Origin of the sequence: Pseudomonas sp. Sample_16, from assembly GCF_004307665.1 — a bacterium.
Classification (GTDB): Bacteria; Pseudomonadota; Gammaproteobacteria; order Pseudomonadales; family Pseudomonadaceae; genus Aquipseudomonas.
The window spans coordinates 1-17964 of record NZ_RCOB01000148.1 but is presented as its reverse complement, the minus strand read 5'-3'; the positions used below and the strand labels follow the sequence as shown (position 1 = coordinate 17964).

Below are 17964 nucleotides of genomic sequence, written 5' to 3'. Positions count from 1 at the left end.
CGATCAGCGATGAGTCTGTTTTCATGGTTGCGCCCGGGCGGCCCGAGCCTGTCCGGAGAATTGCAACAACGCCTGCAACGTTTGCCGGCGGTGAAAGAATTGAGCGAGTGCAGCCTGCGCGAACAACGCTGGGTGGTGCTCGACCTGGAAACCACCGGACTGAACCTGAACAAGGACCGCGTGCTGTCCATCGGTGCGGTGGTGATCGAAGACGGCGCGATCGACTTCAGCCAGCAGTTCGAGCGCACCCTGCAATGCGCCGAAGTCAAACTCGGCCCCAGCGTGCTGATTCATGGGATCGGCCCCAGCGCGATTGCTGCCGGCAGCGATCCGGCCCACGCACTGCTCGATTTCATGGAGTTTGTCGGCGACAGTCCGGTGCTGGCTTTCCACGCGCCATTCGACCAGCACATGCTCGGCCGCGCACTGAAAGAACATCTGGGTTACAAGTTGCAGCACCTGTTTATGGATGTTGCGGATATCGCCCCGCTGGTCTGCCCGCAGGCGCACATTCGCGAGGCCGGGCTGGACGAGTGGATCGACTGGTTCAAACTCGAAGTGTTCGAACGTCACAACGCCAGCGCCGATGCGCTGGCCACGGCGGAACTGGCGTTGATCCTGTTCAGCCGTGCGCGACAGCAACAGATTCACAGTCCGTTGAATTTGCAGCAGCGGTTGAATCAGTGGAAACGACGGCAGCAAACCCCGTCTTTCTAGATTTTTTGGTCTGCTCTGGCGCCTTCGCGGGCAAGCCTCGCTCCTACAGAAATGTTTCGTTCAGGACGTTGACGAACGACACCATCTCTATAGGACCGAGGCTTGCCCGCGATGAACGAAGCCGCGGTCTTACAGCGAACAAGCATTTATCCCACCCGACCAGCGCCAATTGCGCACCCTTCTCGCCTCTGCCACAATCGCGAACAATTCTCGTTAGTTAACACTTCCCAAACGGTGATGCGGCGTGTCGTCAGTCCCAAGCCCTCAAAGTGAGCTCGTCGGTGCGTTATATCGCGACCATCGCGGTTGGCTATTGGCCTGGCTTCGTCGCAACGTCGCTTGCCCGCAACGAGCCGAAGACCTGAGTCAGGACACCTTCGTGCGTTTGCTCGGCCGTGAGGAACTCAAAGAGCCGCGCGAACCGCGGGCGTTTCTGGTGGCGATTGCCAAGGGCCTGCTGTTCGACTATTTCCGCCGCGCCGCGCTGGAACAGGCCTACCTCACCGAACTGATGCTGATCCCCGAAGCCGAGCAACCGTCGGTGGAAGAACAGCAAATGATCCTTGAAGACCTGAAAAACATCGATCGCCTGCTCGGCAAGCTGTCGAGCAAGGCTCGGGCGGCGTTTCTCTACAATCGTCTCGATGGCTTGAGCCACGCGCAAATCGCCGAACGCCTCGGCGTGTCGGTACCGCGTGTGCGCCAGTACCTGACCCAGGGCCTGCGTCAGTGTTACATCGCGCTGTACGGTGAGCCGACATGAACCCGCTCAGTTCCAAGCCAGTGTCGGCGCAGGTGCTCGATGCCGCCATTGCCTGGCAGTTGTCGCTGGATTCCGGTAATCCGGTGGAGCGCGAAGCGTTCAGCAAATGGCACGCCGCCCACGAAGAACATGCGCGTGCATGGCGCCAATTGGGCATGCTCGACCAACGCTTCAGCGTCGCCAGCGGCCCGGCCCGCACTGCCTTGCTGCAATCGCGCGAAGGTATTCGCCGACGGGTACGCAAGCTCGGCAGCGGTCTGGCCAGCGTCGTAGCGGTGATCGGTCTGGCATTGTTTGCCGGTGAGCGGTATCTGCCGGTCGGTTACTGGTTGGCCGACCAACGCACCGCGACCGGTGAACAGCGCACCCTTCGCCTGGCCGACGGCACGCTGATCAACCTCAACACCCACAGTGCCGTGGACGTGCGCTTCGATGAGAAGCAGCGCCGGGTGGTACTCCAGGAAGGGGAAATCCTCGTTGAGACCGGCCATGGTGATGCCCGCCCGTTTATCGTCGAAACCCGCGAAGGCAGCATGCGCGCATTGGGCACACGGTTTCTGGTCAAGCGCGAAGAAGCAGGCACGCGCCTGAGCGTCTTGCAGTCGGCGGTGGCCGTTCATCCGCAATCGAGCGCTGACGAACAGATTTTGCGCGAAGGCCAGCAAGTACTGATTCGTAATGATGGCTTGGGATCGGTGGCTGCACTCAACCTCGGCGCAGATGCCTGGACCCGCGGCATGCTGGTGGTGGATAACGCGCGATTGGAAGACCTGGTGCATGAACTCGGCCGTTATCGCCGCGGGTATTTGGGCGTGACGCCGCAAGTAGCGGACCTGCGGATCACCGGCAGCTTCCCGCTGCATGACACGGACCTGGCCCTGAACGCGCTGTTACCGACGTTGCCAGTGCAGATTGAACAGCACACGCAATGGTGGGTGACGGTGGCGGCCAAGGCCGATGCCAAACCCTGAGAGGTGCTGTTTCTGGCATACGGCCTTCGCGGGCAAGCCTCGCTCCTACCAGGTCGAGTCGTTTATTGAATGTGGGAACAATACAAAACTGTAGGAGCGAGGCTTGCCCGCGAAGAGGCCGTCAGACTTACAGTGATTATTGAATCGAAATTATTTTCATCCAGCCCTATCACTTTTTGATTTTCGTTCGGCACCTAGGCAATTGAGAAGTATTCCCTTTCAGGAGCCGCTGTATGTCCCGTTCGCTAGACACCTTGTTGCGCCCCAGTTTGCTGGCGGTCGCCATCGCCCTTTGCACCCCTTTGGCCAGCAGTCAACTGGTCGCCGCTGAACAAGCGTCCAGCGTTCGCGCCTACAACCTGCCGGCCGCGCCATTGGCCAACACCCTGAACCAGATCGCCAGCCAGGCGGGCCTCGCCCTGTCGCTGAGCCCATCGCTGGCGGCGGGCAAGACGTCGGCTCCGGTCACCGGCCAATTCGATGCTGCCGGCGCTTTGCGTGAAGCACTGCGGGGCACGGGTTTGCAATTGGAACAAAGCGCCACCGGCAGCTACACACTGGTGGCGGTGCCTGAAGGTGTGATGTCGCTGCCGGCCACCAGCGTGATCGGCGTCGAAGCTGATCCTGAAAACGCGTGGGGGCCGGTGCAGGGTTATCTGGCCAAGCGCACGGCTGCCGGCACCAAGACCGACACCGCACTGGTCGAGGTGCCGCGTTCGATTTCCGTGGCAACCCGTGAGCAGATGGACGACCGTAACGTACAGAGTCTCGACGACGCCGTGCGCTACATGCCAGGCATCACCGCCAGCAGCTATGGCAGCGACACCCGCGCCGACTGGTTGCGAGTGCGCGGTTTCGAACCGACCCAGTTCCTCGATGGCCTGCCGCTGCCAAAAGGCGTGTATGCCAACCCGAAACAGGAAACCTGGAACCTCGACCGCCTAGCCCTGCTGCGCGGCCCAGCCTCGTCGATCTATGGTCAGACGCCGCCGGGCGGCCTGCTCGATATGGTCAGTCGCCGTCCCAGTGCTGAGTCGAGCAGCGAAGTCCAGCTGCAATACGGCAGCGACAATCATCGCCAGATCAATTTTGCCAGCACCGGCAAGATCGACGATGAAGGGCAATTCCTCTACGGTCTGAGCGGCGTAGTGCGCGACAGCGGAACCCAAATCGACCACGTCGACAACAAGCGCTACAACATTGCGCCAAGCCTGACCTGGAACATCGACGAAGACACCCGGTTCACCCTGCTCACGCAATTCACCCGGGACGATACCGGCATCACCAGCCAATTCCTGCCGATCCAGGGCACCAAAATCAACATGCCGTTCGGCGATGTTTCCCACCACAAGAACCTGGGCGACCCGGATTGGGAATACTACGACCGCACCTACTACGCGCTGGGCTACGCCTTCGAACATCGCCTCAACGATGTCTGGCAATTCCGTCAGAACCTGCGCTACACAAAATCTGACTTGTCTTTCCAGGGCATCACCGTCGGCGCGTACCCGTTCACTCAGGTCGACAATGAAGGCAACGTCGGTCGCTCGACCACCAGCGTCGACGAGGACATCAGCCAGTTCGCCGTGGACAACAACTTCCAGGCCGACTTCGCCACCGGCGATGTCAGTCACACCGTGTTGATTGGTTTCGATCACCAGCGCAGCAACACCAACTACACCTCGATTTTCGGCAGCGCACCGCCAACCAACGTGAACAACCCTGTGCGTGGCGTGGAAATCGTCCGTCCGCCACGCTCCAGCGCGTTCTACGACTACGACCAGAAAACCTACCAGACCGGCCTGTACGTCCAGGACCAGATGGCCCTCGACCAATGGCGCCTGACACTGGGCGGTCGTGAAGACTGGGTTCACACCGGCACCAAGTTCTTCAACAAGGGCGATGCCACCAATACTGAGCGCGACACCAACTTCAGCGGCAACGCAGCGATCAGCTACGTGTTCGACAACGGTTTTGTTCCGTATCTGTCGTACGCCGAGTCGTTCCAGCCGACCAGCAATGCCACGGCCTCGCCCACCGATTCGTTCAAACCGACCGAAGGCGAGCAATGGGAACTGGGCATCAAGTACCAGCCGCCAGGCAGCGATACGTTGCTCAGTGCCGCGATCTACGACCTGACCCAGAAGAACGTGTCCGTCACCACCACCAACTCGGACAACGTTTCGATCACCAGCCAGACCGGTGAAGTAAAGGTCAAGGGACTGGAGCTGGAAGCCGTTTCCGATGTGACGGAGAACCTCAAGGTCATCGCCGCGTACACCCTGGCAAAATCCGAAGTGCAAAAAGGTGATTTCAAAGGCAATCGCCTGCAACTGATGCCAAACCAGCAGGCTTCGCTGTGGGCCGATTACACCTGGCACAACGGCGTGCTCGATGGTTTCGGCGTGGGCGGTGGCGTTCGCTACACCGGCAACACCTACGGCGATCAGGCCAACACCGAACTGGGCAAGGCCGATGCCTACACCGTGTTCGACGCAGCTGTTCACTACGACCTCGGCCGTCTGGACAACAGCTTGAAAGGCGCCTCGCTGGCGCTGAACGCGACCAACCTGTTCGACAAGGACTACATCTCGACTTGCGACAGTTTCTACTGCTACTACGGCGACCAGCGCAGCGTCGTCGCCACTGCCACCTACAAGTGGTAAAGCGTTGATCTGACATGCCCTATGACCAGGCCGTCCTTAATGGGCGGCTTCGGTTTTTTCAAAGGCCAAGAAATGAAAAGCAAAACAATCCGCCGCTGGTCCTTTATCCACACCTGGTCCAGCCTGATTTGCACCGTGTTCCTGCTGATGCTGGCATTGACCGGCCTGCCCTTGATCTTCCATCACGAGATCGACCATCTGCTGGGCGATGCCCCAGAGTTGCAGGTCATGCCGGAGGACACCCCCCACCTGAATTTGCAGCAGTTGGTACAGGCGGCCGAGAAGCATCGCCCCGGCGAGGTCATGCAATATTTCGGTTTCGAGGATGACGAGCCCAATGCCGCCATCGCGATCATGGCTGCCACCGCCGGCACCGAGCCGAACTCATCCCATACCTTCATGCTAGATGCCCGTACCGGCGAAGCGCTGGAGATGCCATCGGCCAATGGCGGCTTCATGATGGTCATGTTGCGCCTGCACGTGGACATGTTTGCCGGCCTGCCGGGCAAATTGTTGCTGGCGTTCATGGGGTTGCTGTTCGTTGTCGCGATCGTTTCGGGCACCGTGCTGTACCTGCCGTTCATGCGTCGCTTGAAATTCGCCACCGTGCGCCACGACAAATCCTCCCGCCTGCGCTGGCTTGATCTGCACAACCTGATCGGCGTGGTGACGCTGACCTGGGCACTGGTGGTCGGAGTAACCGGCGTGATCAGCGCCTGTGCCGACCTGCTGATCGCCGCGTGGCGCAACGACAGCCTGAGTGCGATGGTCGCGCCGTACCGCGACGCGCCACCGCTGACGCAACTGGCACCGGCCACTCAATTGCTCGATATCGCCAGGGAAGTTGCACCAGGCATGCAACCCGACTTCATCGCCTTTCCCGGCACACGGTTCTCCAGTGAGCACCATTACGCCGTGTTCATGAAGGGCAGCACGCATTTGACCTCGCACTTGCTGACGCCGGTACTGATCGACGCCAGCACTTTGCAAGTCACCGCTGTGGCTGAACGTCCGTGGTACATGGACGCCATGGGCATGTCGCAGCCGTTGCACTTCGGTGACTACGGCGGCATGCCGATGCAAATTCTCTGGGCGACCCTGGATGTGCTGACCATCATTGTTCTCGGCAGTGGGGTTTACCTGTGGGTGGTGCGGCGCAAGGCTGCCAACCCTGTGCTGGAAAAAGCGGAGAGCGCGGCATGAGGCCTCGGCAGTCGAGTTTCTGGAAGGTATTTGCCACGCCCACGGTCATTGCGCTTTTCAGCGCGGCGGGATTGTTTGCCGCGTTGCTGGGGGATGGCGTCTGGGATTCGCTGAGCTGGCTGGGGCTCGGCATTCCTGCCGTCCTCGGTCTGCGGGGCTTGCTGCAACACCGCTGAAACGTTGGAGCACGGCTTGCCGGCGATGGCGTCCGGGAGATCGCCATCGCGAGCAAGCCGGCTCCCGCCCGGCTCGAGTCATGACGTTTGAGCTATGTGCTCAACACGCTATGCTGCCCGTCACCGCCCCCGATCGAGACGCTGCCATGTCCGCCCCGAGCATGACCCTGTACCACAATCCGCTTTCGCCCTTCGTTCGCAAAGTCATGGTGCTGCTGCACGAAACCGGCCAACAGAATCGAGTGGCCCTGCAAAACTGCGTGCTCACCCCGGTCGACCCGGATCTGGCGCTGATCGACGACAACCCTTTGAGCAAAATCCCCGCCCTGCGTTTGGCCGACGGCAACGTCATCCATGACAGCCGGGTGATCCTCGACTACCTCGACCACCAGCACGTCGGCAACCCGCTGATCCCTCGCGAAGGTTCCGCCCGCTGGCGGCGCCTGACCCTCGCGTCGCTGGCCGACGGGATCATGGATGCCGCCGTGCTGGTGCGCTACGAAGTCGCCCTGCGCCCCGCTGAAAAACACTGGGCCGCCTACCTCGACGGCCAGCGCGACAAAATCCGCCGTGCTCTGGCGCTGCTGGAAAAAGACGCGATTGCCGAGCTGACCAGCCATTTCGACGTGGCGGCAATCAGTGTGGCATGTGCCTTGGGTTACGTGGACTTGCGCCATCCTGATCTGGACTGGCGCACGGCCAATCCGCAATTGGCCGCGTGGTATTTCGAGGTGAGCCAGCGGCCTTCGATGATTGCGACGATGCCGAAGGTTTAGCCTGCGACGAGGAAACACTAGCAGTTCTGATAGTAGGCAAAGACTGATAAAACTCCGAAGCTAAAGGCCGACGCTACCGACCTCGCCTGGAGCTCAGCCAATGCCTACTACAACTCGCGAAACCGTCCTCAGTCGCTACCGCTACGACCCACTTGATCGCTTGAGCACTCAGACCGACATCCAGCGCTTTTACTGCAACAATCGTTTGGCCACCGAAGTGGGTGGCGGCGTACAGACCAGCCTGTTCCAGCACGACGACCAGTTGCTGGCTCAACGCCAGGTTCGCGCCGACAAGATCGACACCACCCTCCTCGCCACCGATCAGCAACGTTCAGTACTGAACGCCCTCGATGCAACCCGACCTCATCCCATTGCCTACTCACCCTACGGCCATCGCCCACCGGAAAACGGTTTGCTCAGCCTGCTCGGTTTCAACGGCGAACGGCCAGACCCGGTGACCGGGCATTATCATTTGGGTAATGGGTACAGACAGTTCAACCCGGTGTTGATGCGGTTTAACAGTCCGGACAGTTGGAGTCCGTTTGGCAAAGGTGGATTGAATGCGTATGCGTATTGTGCTGGAGAGCCGATCTCGAGCGTTGATCCTTCAGGACATGAAATAGTAAAAATCATTTCAGGTCTCATAGCGAGAGGTAAAGGCTCAGGACCCCACCCCTACACTAAAATCGCATTAAAAGAAGCAAAAAAAAGCTTGGGAGGGGAAAAAACAATCAATAAAATAGCAAAACAAAAAGGCGAAAACCCAGTAAGCATCGTAATACAAAAAGCCGAAAAAACCGCACTTACCGATATAAATAAAAATATTAATATCCACTCTGACACTTCACCTTCCCCAAGCTTCAATAGTTATGATCAAAGCTACGACCACTTCAACGCGGAAACATCACTAAAATCCAATCGCGACTTTTTTGACGACCTTAGCCACCTAGTCGAGATAGGACCACAGAAACGAGACACGTATATATCAAGAGTTAGAATACTGAACAATCAGATTGAAACACACGGAGCCCCCCCTAACTATAGAGACGTGCTAACCCAAGAACACAATCGTGTTCGCTCCGCTGGGAATGGTTTGCCACCGACCTACGATGAGTTATTTCCATTTCGATAGCGATAAAAAAGACCGAAAGCGAAGACTGCTTTACTTTCCTGAATGGAAATCGTCAAGGGAAACGGGGCAGACATATTTGCCCGTAGCAATATGCCTTGTAGAAACGGGAACAGACATATTTACTATAGCAATATGTTTTAGGCAACGTGCGCCATCCTGATCTGGACTGGCGCACGGCCAATCCGCAATTGGCCGCATGGTATTTCGAGGTGAGTCAGCGGCCTTCGATGATTGCGACGATGCCGAAGGTTTAGTCTGCGACGAGGAAACACTAGCAGTTCTGATAGTAGGCAAAGATTGATAAAACGCCGAAGCTAAAGGCCGACGCTACCGACCTCGCCTGGAGCTCAGCCAATGCCTACTACAACTCGCGAAACCGTCCTCAGTCGCTACCGCTACGACCCACTTGATCGCTTGAGCACTCAGACCGACATCCAGCGCTTTTACTGCAACAATCGTTTGGCCACCGAAGTGGGTGGCGGCGTACAGACCAGCCTGTTCCAGCACGACGACCAGTTGCTGGCTCAACGCCAGGTTCGCGCCGACAAGATCGACACCACCCTCCTCGCCACCGACCAGCAACGTTCAGTGCTGAACGCCCTCGATGCAACCCGACCTTATCCCATTGCCTACTCACCCTATGGCCATCGCCCGCCGGAAAACGGTTTGCTCAGCCTGCTCGGTTTCAACGGCGAACGGCCAGACTCGGTGACCGGGCATTATCATTTGGGTAATGGCTATCGACAGTTCAATCCGGTGTTGATGCGGTTTAACAGTCCGGACAGTTGGAGTCCGTTTGGGAGGGGAGGACTCAATGCATACGCATATTGCGATGGAGAGCCAGTTCTTGGGGCAGACCCCACAGGGCACTCAAATATATTCATGAGCGCTTGGAAAGGTTTTAAAAATACTTTTTTGGGCAGAATCCCAAAAAAACTTAGAACACCGACTACACATCAAGATGTAGTTTTCAACATAACGCATGAGAAACAAGGGATGCGCTACAACGGGCAAACGCTAGGCTATCAAGTCGGCAAAGAAGAAACCATGTTGAACCTGAACAAAAAAAGCATTAAAGAAATCGAAACATACACCAAAGCAGTCGAAACGGACAACAATAAATTATTAGACCAAATATTAAGCTTCGCTCAGAAAACACCAGACACCAACGAAAAGTTCAAGGTAGTCAGAAGCTTTTATGAGGAGAGCGGTGAATTTCGAACCGATGCCCTCTCTACTCCTAAAGACATTGCTGTACGTGACTTACACTCAAAAGTCATGTATTCCTATAAACTACAAAAATACAGAAACTATTTCGCCGAATCTAAAATAAACCAACCTTCAGAAATCAATTCAGAATTAAGGAAACTTTCATAACTCTAGAAAGGAAACGGGAACCAAGACGCCGAGGAAGCGGGACAGTTTTTTCCTTAAGCAGAATGCGTAGAGTTACGTAGACGTGCGCCATCCTGACTGGACTGGCGCACAGCCAATTGACAACTGGCGCGTGGTACTTCGAGGTGAGTCAGCGACTTTTGATGATGCGACAACGCCGAAGGCTTGATACCAGCCGAAATCACACCCTGGCAGTTCTGCCGTGCTTGAGCCCTCTTCTTATCAACAATCCGGCTTGTCCGCCGTAAACCGTCTCGCCGGATTCACCGCCGCCCCAAACTCACGCAACGCTTTGGCACCCATCAACAACGGGTAATTAAAACTGCTGCGGTCAGTCAGGTTGACCTCGACCGTGCGTTTGACGTTACCCAGGCACAACTCCAGGTCAACCACCGGCCGCTTGGTCGGTGCAGCCACGTCTTCGTCTTCGTCCTCTTCGGAACGGGTTTTGATTTTGCTGATTCGTGCGACTTTATGTTCGTAGACTTTGTTGCTCGCATCTTTGGTGGCGAGGCGGAAACGCACCCAGTCTTCGCCGTCGCGGGTGAAGGTTTCGATGTCTTTGGCCGACAGCGATGCGGTCAGGGCGCCGGTGTCCATTTTGGCCTTGAGCACTTCACCGCCGATTTCCGGCAAGGCGATGTATTCGTAGCGCCCGTACAGGGTCGGCTCGGCGGCCAGAGCCGGCAGGGCGATGAGGGAAAGCAGGGCAAGGAGAGATTTCACGTAGTGGGCTTCCATGAGAAGTGAGCAGCGCAATTTTAGACCGTGGTTAACCTGATCGTTCCCCCGAGGTTAGCGGCTCCATGGTGAAACATTCGTCACCACCGATTTGGCCTGCCGCCCGAAGCTGCTTATCATGGCGCGCCCAAATGCTTTCAAGAGTTGCCTATGCGCCGCCTGCTCACCGGCTGTTTCGTTGCCTTGCTATTACTGCTCAACACTCTGGTCCTGATTGGGCCTTTGATGGTGTTTGCCCTGCTCAAACTGGTGTTGCCCGGTCGTCTGCGCGATTACGCTTCCTGGTCGGTGATGTGGATCGCCGAGACCTGGTCGGAAATCGACAAGCTGATCTTTCGCGTGTGCATTCCCACTCAATGGGACATTCGCGGTGGCGACGATCTGCGGCGCGACACGTCTTATCTGGTGATCAGCAACCATCAATCCTGGGTCGATATCCCGGCGCTGATCCAGACGCTGAACCGACGCACGCCGTTCTTCAAATTCTTCCTCAAGAAAGAGCTTATCTGGGTGCCATTTCTGGGCCTGGCCTGGTGGGCGCTGGATTACCCTTTCATGAAGCGCTACACCAAGGCCTTCCTGACGAAGCACCCGGAGCTTGCCGGCAAGGATCTGGAAATCACCCGACAGGCCTGCGAGCTGTTCAAGCGCCAGCCAGTGACGGTGGTCAACTACCTGGAAGGCACCCGGTTTACCGCCGAAAAACGTGCGCAGCAGCAATCGCCGTTCACCCACCTGCTTAAACCCAAGGCCGGTGGCGTGGCATTTGTGCTGGCAGCGATGGGCGAACAACTGGATGCGATTCTCGACGTGACGGTGGTTTACCCACAGCAAACGATTCCCGGGTTCTGGGATTTGATCAGCGGCAACGTGCCCAGGGTCATCATCGACATCAAGACTCGCGAACTCGAGCCGACGCTGTGGCAGGGCGATTACGAAAACGATCCGCGGTTTCGTGAAACGGTCCAGAACTGGGTCAACCAGCTCTGGACCGAGAAGGACCAACGCATCGACGCCTTGCGCGCCGAAAGCCATTGAATCAACTGCTGGTACCGGCGCCCCAGATCCCGCCCAGGCTTTGCAACAGCGAACCACCGACACCCTGCTGACCGAAGTACTGCAGGATCACCGGGGCAAACACGCCGATCATGCCGGTGTCCATGCCCAGCGCGCTGAAGGCGTTGTTCAGGTCGGTGGTGTCCTTGATGTTGCCCAGGGCGTTGTCCAGGCCCGCGGCCTTGCCGCTTGATCCTAGTAAACCGGCGAGAGCACTCAGTTCACCGAGGCCGGACAGTTGATCAAGGCCCGGGACACTTTTGGCCAACGCCGAATAGTCGGTTGAACTCAACTGATTCTTCGCCAGCCCCAGCATGGCCCCGGCGCCACCGATGGCTTGCTCCGGTGTCACATTCAATTGGCTGAGCGCACCCAGCAGGTCGGCTGTTTCAGCCGTCGGCGCGGCCTCGACGGCTGCGTTGTCGTCCTGCATGCCCGCAATCGCACTGGCCGCATCGCCCAGGCTGAACTGTGCGAAGACTGGGCTGGCGACCAGGGTCAACAGCGAAGCCAATGCTAAACCGCGTGAAATCTTCATCCGGGCATCCTCGTGTGTCACAAATAACGCCCGTTAACGAGCGCAAAGTTGCCGGTTTGACCGGGTAAGCGAGGGCATGTTCCGAAGGCTGGCATGCATTTCCTGCCCGCTCGTCACAAACACCTACGGCACTATCAGAACCGCTAGTAGGCAGCCCTGAACAGTTACTTCACAGTGAAATCCTGGATCGCACCTTCATTCAGTAAGCCCACCCATGCTGCCCAAATGCGAGACGCTGCTCTGCCGCTACCACTACGACCTTGGATCGACTGGTTGATTGCACGCCGACGGTACAAGCCACGACTCGGCGTTTCTACCAGAAAGATCGCTTGACTACCGAGATTCAAGGCACGCTGCAACGGTCGATCATGCAGCACGACGATCAAGTACTGGCTCAGCAATGTGGTGGGCTCACGCAATTGCTTGCCACCGATGAACAGCGCTCAGTGTTGAACGTACTCGACGCGGCTCGTCTCAATCCTCTCGCGTACTCGCCCTATGGTCATCGCCCGGAAGAGAACGGTTTGCTCAGCCTGCTCGGCTTCAACGGCGAACGTCCGGATCCGGTGACGGGGTGGTATTTGCTGGGCAATGGTTATCGGGTGTTTAACCCGGTGTTGATGCGTTTTAACAGCCCGGAAAGTTGGAGTCCGTTTGGGGAGGGTGGGTTGAATGCGTATGGGTATTGTTTGGGGGATCCAGTGAATGAAAGGGATGATACTGGACATATGCCTCGTAGAAGTATTCTCCGGAAAAATACTAATGCGGCAAGTCGAAGTGAAGACCAAAGGCTACTTGGAACGTCTTCACAAAGCTTAAGCACATCAAGGGACAGTTTGAGCGCGCCCATAGCCTCCACTAACCGGACAACTTCTCCAGATGCCGATATCACAGACAGAATAAAGTCAGATTTCGACATACTTAAAAATCCGGACAAAGCCTCCCAATACAGGGAAAGAATCACAAACGTCGGTCTTAAAATTTCGGCAGCGTATGATCAGCCAGCAAACTACTACGCATGGAAACAAAAAAACAACTTACAAGAACAAGGTCTTTGGTTCAAACATAAAAACGATAAAATCAGCCCTCGCCCTTTAACCGCAAAACAAAAGAAAAGCTTAAATAAAGAAATAAACTCCCTTACGAAGCAAAAAGAAAAGCTCAACAAAAAACTGGAAAAAATACTATCTGAATCGGCCAAACAACAGGGAGCATCAATAAGAGACAACTGAGCTAACAATAAAATAAAAAAGGGCGACATCACGTCGCCCTCCGCACACTTCAAAAATTTTACGCCGCACTAAACATCTTATGCGGATCAATCACAAACTTCTTCGGCACGCCCGCATCGAACTCGCCATAGCCTTGCGGTGCCTGATCCAGGCTGATTACCTGCACGCCCACCACTTCGGCAATGTTGATGCGGTCCCACATGATGGCCTGCATCAGTTGGCGGTTGTACTTCATCACCGGGGTCTGACCGGTGTGGAAGCTGTGGGATTTGGCCCAGCCGAGGCCGAAGCGGATGCTCAAGCTGCCCATTTTCGCGGCGGCGTCGACGGCACCCGGATCTTCAGTCACGTAGAGGCCAGGAATACCGATCTTGCCGGCTACGCGTACCACGCCCATCAGCGAGTTGAGTACGGTGGCCGGGGCTTCGTGTTTCACGCCGTCGTGGCCGTGGCCGCGGGCTTCGAAGCCGACGGCGTCGATGGCGCAATCCACTTCCGGTTCGCCCAGCAGCGCAGCGATTTGCTCGTGCAGCGGGGTGTCGAGGGACAGGTCGGCGATTTCAAAACCCTGGGCCTTGGCGTGGGCCAGACGGATGGTGTTGACGTCACCGACGATCACCACCGCCGCGCCCAGCAGGCGCGCCGAAGCGGCAGCGGCCAGGCCGACCGGGCCTGCGCCAGCGATGTACACGGTGCTGCCCGGGCCAACGCCAGCAGTCACTGCGCCGTGGTAACCGGTTGGCAGGATGTCGGAGAGGCAGGTCAGGTCACGGATTTTTTCCATGGCCCGGTCGCGGTCCGGCAGTTTCAGCAGGTTGAAGTCGGCGTACGGCACCATGGCGTATTCAGCCTGGCCACCGGTCCAGTCGCCCATGTCGACGTAACCGTAGGCACCACCGGGACGTGCCGGATTGACGCTCAGGCACACGCCGGTGTGCATTTCCTTGCAGGAACGGCAGCGCCCGCAAGCCACGTTGAACGGTACCGAAACCAGGTCGCCGATCTGCAGGTTCTCGACGTCGCTGCCCTTCTCGATCACTTCACCGGTGATCTCATGGCCCAGCACCAGGCCGGTTTGTGCGGTGGTACGGCCGCGCACCATGTGCTGGTCGGAACCACAGATATTGGTGGAAACCACGCGCAGGATGACGGCATGTTCAATCTTCCTGCCGCGCGGGTCCTGCATTTTCGGATAGTCGATTTTCTGTACTTCGACCTTGCCAGCGCCGAGATACACCACACCACGATTGCCAGACATGCTTTCACCTCGCTGTTGTTTTTATGTAGCGGTCGCGTCGCCATGGAGCGGCGGCGCGTTGATTGCTCGGGTTGTTGCCTGTGTGTCTTGTGTTGTCTGTTATGGCCTCATCGCTGGCAAGCCAGCTGCCACAGTGGACCGGGGCGGCCACAAGATTTGTGAGCGACACAAAACCCTGTGGGAGCTGGCTTGCCAGCGATAGCGATCTAAAGAACGACCGTTCTGTTCGCGTTCAAAAACACCCGCCGTTCAATGTGATAACCCACGGCCCGCGCCAGGGTCAGCCCTTCGATATCGCGCCCCTTGGCGATCAAGTCTTCGGGGTAATGACTGTGATCCACCACCTCCACGCCCTGGGCAATGATCGGTCCTTCGTCCAGGTCGTTGTTGATGTAATGCGCCGTGGCGCCGACCAGTTTCACGCCCTTGTTGTAGGCCTGGTGATAAGGCTTGGCGCCCTTGAACCCCGGCAGCAGGGAGTGGTGAATATTGATCGCCTTGCCGTCGAGTTTGCGGCACAGCTCCGGCGACAGCACCTGCATGTAGCGCGCAAGAATCACCAGTTCCGCACCGGACTCTTCGATTACCTGCCACACCTGACGCTCTTGCGACGGTTTGTCGTTCGGGTCGAGCGGGAAGTGGTAGTAGGGAATCTGGTGCCAGTCGGCCAGCGGTTTCAGGTCCGGGTGGTTGGAGATCACGGCGGCAACGTCCATCGACAATTGGCCAATGCGCTGGCGGTAGAGCAAATCGTTAAGGCAGTGATCGGCCTTGGAAACCATGATCACCACTTTCGGCCGATAATGCGGCGGCGTCAGTTCAAAGGTCATGCCAAAGGATTCACCGCGCTCCTGCAAACCGGCGCGGAACGACTGTTCGTCGAAGCCGTCCGGCTGACGGAATTCCACGCGAATGAAGAAACGGCCCGAGAGCCGATCATCGAAGGAATGGTGTTCGGTGACGTAACAGCCCTGCTCGAACAGAAAGCGAGTCACCGCGTCCACCGTGCCGAGCACGCTGGGGCAGTCGGCGGTCAAAATCCATGTATCTGGGGCGCGGCTCATAGTGCGGTGACTCCTGCTACAAAAACCAGTAAACAGAGCGAACCCTGTGGCGAGGGAGCTTGCTCCCGCTGGGTCGCGCAGCGACCCCGAAATCAGCTACCGCGATCCTTCAGCAGGAACGCGGGCTCAGGATTCACGACTGCTTCGCAGCGGGAGCAAGCTCCCTCGCCACAAAAGCAGTCGTGATCGCGGCGTCAGGCCTGAACGCTCAGGCCATACTCGGCAGAAGCATCCTGCAACCACAACCACCAGTAATCCGAGAAGCTGCGACGGATCAGCAGTTCCCAGGTGTCTTCGCCGGTATGGCGGATCACCAGTTGCGACTTGGCGAACACCGTGCCGACAGCCTTGCCCACCGGGAAGTTGTTCGGGTGCACGTCGTAGCTGGTGGATTTCATCAAAACCTGGCGCACGTTCGGGCCGCTCAGTTCGAGGATCTGCTGGCCACCGCTGACATTGACGATCTGGATGTGCAGGTCGCCCAGTGCTTCGCGCAGTTTTTGCTCGGCGGCGAACTCTTCGCCGGTCGGCACGATCAGCAGCCACTCATCCGGCCCCATCCATTGCAGGCTGGTTTCGCCTTTGACGATGACGGTCAGCGCGCCCGGCAATTCGATGCCCAGCGCTTTGTGCACGCCAGCGGCGAACGCGGCATCGTGGCCATCGCCACGGATAGTCAGGTGGCCGAGAAGTTTTTTCTCACGCACGGTCACGCCGGCATTCTTGCGACCTTTGCCCACCAGGCTGGCGAGGTCGGCGTGATGCAGCGACGACTCGGCCTTGGCCCCAGTGGTTGGGCGTTGTTGGTAAACATTGGCTGCGGTCATAAAGCACCTTTCCTGAATTCTTGCATGTTGATCGTTCCCACGCTCTGCGTGGGAATGCCGCCATGGACGCTCTGCGTCCGCTCTTTGGACGCGGAGCGCCTCTTTTCAGGGACGCGGAGCGTCCCGGGATGCATTCCCACGCAGAGCGTGGGAACGATCGACTGTGGTGTTACACGTTCTGGCGTTCGCCTTTCGGATCGAAGAACACCGAAGAAACGATTTCCGCCTCGATCACGCTGCCGTCCGCCAGCGGCGCAAACACACGCTCACCCATGCGGTTCAGGCCGCCCTTGACCACGCCCATGGCAAACGAATAGCCAAGGGAGTTGTGCGCGTAGCTGGAGGTCACGTGGCCGACCATGGTCATCGGGATCGCCTGCTTGGTGTTGAACACCAGTTGCGCACCTTCCGGCAGCCATTTGTTCGGATCGATCGGCTTGAGGCCAACCAGTTGTTTGCGCTGATCACGCACACAGTCTTCACGATTCATCCCGCGCCAGCCGATCCACGAGAACGGTTTGGTGCGACCGACACACCAGCCCATGTTCAAGTCGTCCGGCGTCATCGAGCCGTCGGTGTCCTGACCGACGATGATGAAGCCCTTCTCGGCCCGCAGCACGTGCATGGTTTCGGTGCCGTACGGCGTCAGGTTGTACTTCTTGCCGGCGTCGACGATTTTTTCCAGTACACCCATCGCATAGTCGGCTTGCACGTTGACTTCGTACGACAGCTCACCGGTAAACGAAATCCGGAACACCCGCGCCGGCACGCCACCGACCAGACCTTCTTTCCAGGTCATGAACGGGAACGCGTCGTTGCTCAAATCGATGTCAGTGACTTCGCTGAGCAGCTTGCGACTGTTCGGCCCGGACAACGTCATGGTCGCCCAGTGATCGGTCACGGAAGTGAAGTACACCTTCAGGTCCGGCCATTCGGTCTGCTGGTAGATTTCCAGCCATTGCAGCACGCGTGCAGCGCCGCCGGTGGTGGTGGTCATCACGAAATGGTTGTCGGCCAGGCATGCCGTCACGCCATCGTCGAACACCATGCCGTCTTCTTTGCACATCAGGCCGTAGCGAGCCTTGCCCACGTCGAGCTTGGTCCAGGCGTTGGTGTAGATGCGGTTGAGGAACTCACGTGCATCCGGGCCTTGAATGTCGATTTTGCCCAGGGTCGAAGCGTCCAGCAGGCCAACGCTGTCGCGCACGGCTTTGCATTCACGTTTGACTGCGGCGTGCATGTCTTCGCCGGATTTCGGGAAGTACCAAGGGCGTTTCCACTGACCGACGTCTTCGAACTCGGCACCGTTTTTCAGGTGCCAGTGATGCAGTGCAGTGAAACGCACCGGCTCGAAGATGTGCCCACAGTGACGGCCGGCCACGGCGCCGAACGTTACCGGCGTGTAGTTCGGACGGAACATGGTGGTGCCCATCTGCGGGATGGTCACGT

General features: G+C 57.9%; 16 protein-coding genes and 1 pseudogene. 11 read left to right on the top strand and 6 right to left on the bottom strand.

Annotated features, from left to right (window positions below; translation table 11 throughout):
• Window positions 1-9: 9 nt before the first annotated feature.
• The 9 genes from D8U69_RS19830 to D8U69_RS19790 all read left to right on the top strand — a co-directional run bounded on the left by D8U69_RS19830 (window position 10) and on the right by D8U69_RS19790 (window position 9781).
• Window positions 10-717 (top strand): 3'-5' exonuclease, encoded by a 708-nt coding sequence (locus D8U69_RS19830; RefSeq protein ID WP_056853870.1) that lies wholly within the window; start codon window positions 10-12, stop codon window positions 715-717.
• 244 nt (window positions 718-961) lie between these two features.
• Window positions 962-1480 (top strand): RNA polymerase sigma factor, encoded by a 519-nt coding sequence (locus D8U69_RS19825; protein ID WP_056853871.1) that lies wholly within the window; start codon window positions 962-964, stop codon window positions 1478-1480.
• On the top strand, window positions 1477-2451 hold the full coding sequence (locus D8U69_RS19820; RefSeq protein WP_056853872.1) for a FecR family protein: 975 nt from the start codon (window positions 1477-1479) through the stop codon (window positions 2449-2451). The genes D8U69_RS19825 and D8U69_RS19820 overlap by 4 nt, the downstream gene beginning before the upstream one ends.
• A gap of 233 nt (window positions 2452-2684) precedes the next feature.
• A complete protein-coding gene (locus tag D8U69_RS19815) occupies window positions 2685-5117 on the top strand; it encodes a TonB-dependent siderophore receptor (RefSeq protein WP_130907958.1) in 2433 nt (810 codons plus the stop codon).
• Between the two features lie 72 nt (window positions 5118-5189).
• Window positions 5190-6320, top strand: a complete 1131-nt coding sequence (locus tag D8U69_RS19810) for a PepSY-associated TM helix domain-containing protein (RefSeq protein ID WP_130907957.1) — start codon at window positions 5190-5192, stop codon at window positions 6318-6320.
• On the top strand, window positions 6317-6496 hold the full coding sequence (locus D8U69_RS19805; protein WP_056853874.1) for a hypothetical protein: 180 nt from the start codon (window positions 6317-6319) through the stop codon (window positions 6494-6496). The genes D8U69_RS19810 and D8U69_RS19805 overlap by 4 nt, the downstream gene beginning before the upstream one ends.
• 146 nt (window positions 6497-6642) lie before the next feature.
• Window positions 6643-7272, top strand: a complete 630-nt coding sequence (locus tag D8U69_RS19800; RefSeq protein WP_056854369.1) for a glutathione S-transferase — start codon at window positions 6643-6645, stop codon at window positions 7270-7272.
• A gap of 100 nt (window positions 7273-7372) precedes the next feature.
• Entirely contained in the window at window positions 7373-8404 is a 1032-nt protein-coding gene (locus D8U69_RS19795) for an RHS repeat-associated core domain-containing protein (protein WP_130907956.1), read from the top strand.
• A 354-nt stretch (window positions 8405-8758) separates the two neighbouring features.
• Window positions 8759-9781, top strand: a complete 1023-nt coding sequence (locus D8U69_RS19790) for an RHS repeat-associated core domain-containing protein (protein WP_130907955.1) — start codon at window positions 8759-8761, stop codon at window positions 9779-9781.
• Window positions 9782-10021: 240 nt separating this feature from the next.
• Here D8U69_RS19790 and D8U69_RS19785 read toward each other — a convergent pair whose 3' ends face one another.
• Window positions 10022-10525 carry an ATP-dependent zinc protease gene (locus tag D8U69_RS19785; RefSeq protein ID WP_153188977.1) on the bottom strand — a complete coding sequence of 168 codons (504 nt, stop codon included), beginning with the start codon at window positions 10523-10525 and terminating at the stop codon, window positions 10022-10024.
• Between the two features lie 165 nt (window positions 10526-10690).
• Between D8U69_RS19785 and D8U69_RS19780 the strand changes: the two genes are divergently transcribed.
• Window positions 10691-11578, top strand: a complete 888-nt coding sequence (locus tag D8U69_RS19780) for an acyltransferase (RefSeq protein ID WP_056853875.1) — start codon at window positions 10691-10693, stop codon at window positions 11576-11578.
• Between the two features lies 1 nt (window position 11579).
• Here the strand turns inward: D8U69_RS19780 and D8U69_RS19775 are convergent, their stop codons facing one another.
• Entirely contained in the window at window positions 11580-12134 is a 555-nt protein-coding gene (locus D8U69_RS19775) for a DUF2780 domain-containing protein (protein WP_130905995.1), read from the bottom strand.
• A gap of 214 nt (window positions 12135-12348) precedes the next feature.
• Between D8U69_RS19775 and D8U69_RS29810 the strand changes: the two are divergent.
• Window positions 12349-12868, top strand: a pseudogene (locus D8U69_RS29810) (RHS repeat-associated core domain-containing protein); the annotation flags it as partial.
• A gap of 556 nt (window positions 12869-13424) precedes the next feature.
• Here the strand turns inward: D8U69_RS29810 and fdhA are convergent.
• The 4 genes from fdhA to D8U69_RS19750 all read right to left on the bottom strand — a co-directional run.
• Window positions 13425-14624 (bottom strand): formaldehyde dehydrogenase, glutathione-independent, encoded by a 1200-nt coding sequence (gene fdhA, locus D8U69_RS19765; protein ID WP_007981376.1) that lies wholly within the window; start codon window positions 14622-14624, stop codon window positions 13425-13427.
• A 206-nt stretch (window positions 14625-14830) separates the two neighbouring features.
• Window positions 14831-15688, bottom strand: coding sequence for a formyltetrahydrofolate deformylase (gene purU / locus D8U69_RS19760; RefSeq protein WP_056853879.1), 858 nt, complete (start codon window positions 15686-15688; stop codon window positions 14831-14833).
• A gap of 194 nt (window positions 15689-15882) precedes the next feature.
• Window positions 15883-16515, bottom strand: a complete 633-nt coding sequence (gene soxG / locus D8U69_RS19755) for a sarcosine oxidase subunit gamma family protein (protein ID WP_130907954.1) — start codon at window positions 16513-16515, stop codon at window positions 15883-15885.
• A 169-nt stretch (window positions 16516-16684) separates the two neighbouring features.
• Window positions 16685-17964, bottom strand: a 1280-nt coding sequence (locus D8U69_RS19750; protein ID WP_277751168.1) for a glycine cleavage T C-terminal barrel domain-containing protein, incomplete at its 5' end; no start/stop codon positions are given.

What these genes read in the sequence shown, in the direction of transcription:
- D8U69_RS19830 (WP_056853870.1), top strand. Translation starts at nt 10, where the DNA reads ATGAGTCTGTTTTCATGGTTGCGCCCGGGCGGCCCGAGCCTGTCCGGA.
- D8U69_RS19820 (WP_056853872.1), top strand. Translation starts at nt 1,477, where the DNA reads ATGAACCCGCTCAGTTCCAAGCCAGTGTCGGCGCAGGTGCTCGATGCC.
- D8U69_RS19815 (WP_130907958.1), top strand. Translation starts at nt 2,685, where the DNA reads ATGTCCCGTTCGCTAGACACCTTGTTGCGCCCCAGTTTGCTGGCGGTC.
- D8U69_RS19810 (WP_130907957.1), top strand. Translation starts at nt 5,190, where the DNA reads ATGAAAAGCAAAACAATCCGCCGCTGGTCCTTTATCCACACCTGGTCC.
- D8U69_RS19805 (WP_056853874.1), top strand. Translation starts at nt 6,317, where the DNA reads ATGAGGCCTCGGCAGTCGAGTTTCTGGAAGGTATTTGCCACGCCCACG.
- D8U69_RS19800 (WP_056854369.1), top strand. Translation starts at nt 6,643, where the DNA reads ATGTCCGCCCCGAGCATGACCCTGTACCACAATCCGCTTTCGCCCTTC.
- D8U69_RS19795 (WP_130907956.1), top strand. Translation starts at nt 7,373, where the DNA reads ATGCCTACTACAACTCGCGAAACCGTCCTCAGTCGCTACCGCTACGAC.
- D8U69_RS19790 (WP_130907955.1), top strand. Translation starts at nt 8,759, where the DNA reads ATGCCTACTACAACTCGCGAAACCGTCCTCAGTCGCTACCGCTACGAC.
- D8U69_RS19780 (WP_056853875.1), top strand. Translation starts at nt 10,691, where the DNA reads ATGCGCCGCCTGCTCACCGGCTGTTTCGTTGCCTTGCTATTACTGCTC.
- D8U69_RS19775 (WP_130905995.1), bottom strand. Translation starts at nt 12,134, where the DNA reads ATGAAGATTTCACGCGGTTTAGCATTGGCTTCGCTGTTGACCCTGGTC.
- fdhA (WP_007981376.1), bottom strand. Translation starts at nt 14,624, where the DNA reads ATGTCTGGCAATCGTGGTGTGGTGTATCTCGGCGCTGGCAAGGTCGAA.
- purU (WP_056853879.1), bottom strand. Translation starts at nt 15,688, where the DNA reads ATGAGCCGCGCCCCAGATACATGGATTTTGACCGCCGACTGCCCCAGC.
- soxG (WP_130907954.1), bottom strand. Translation starts at nt 16,515, where the DNA reads ATGACCGCAGCCAATGTTTACCAACAACGCCCAACCACTGGGGCCAAG.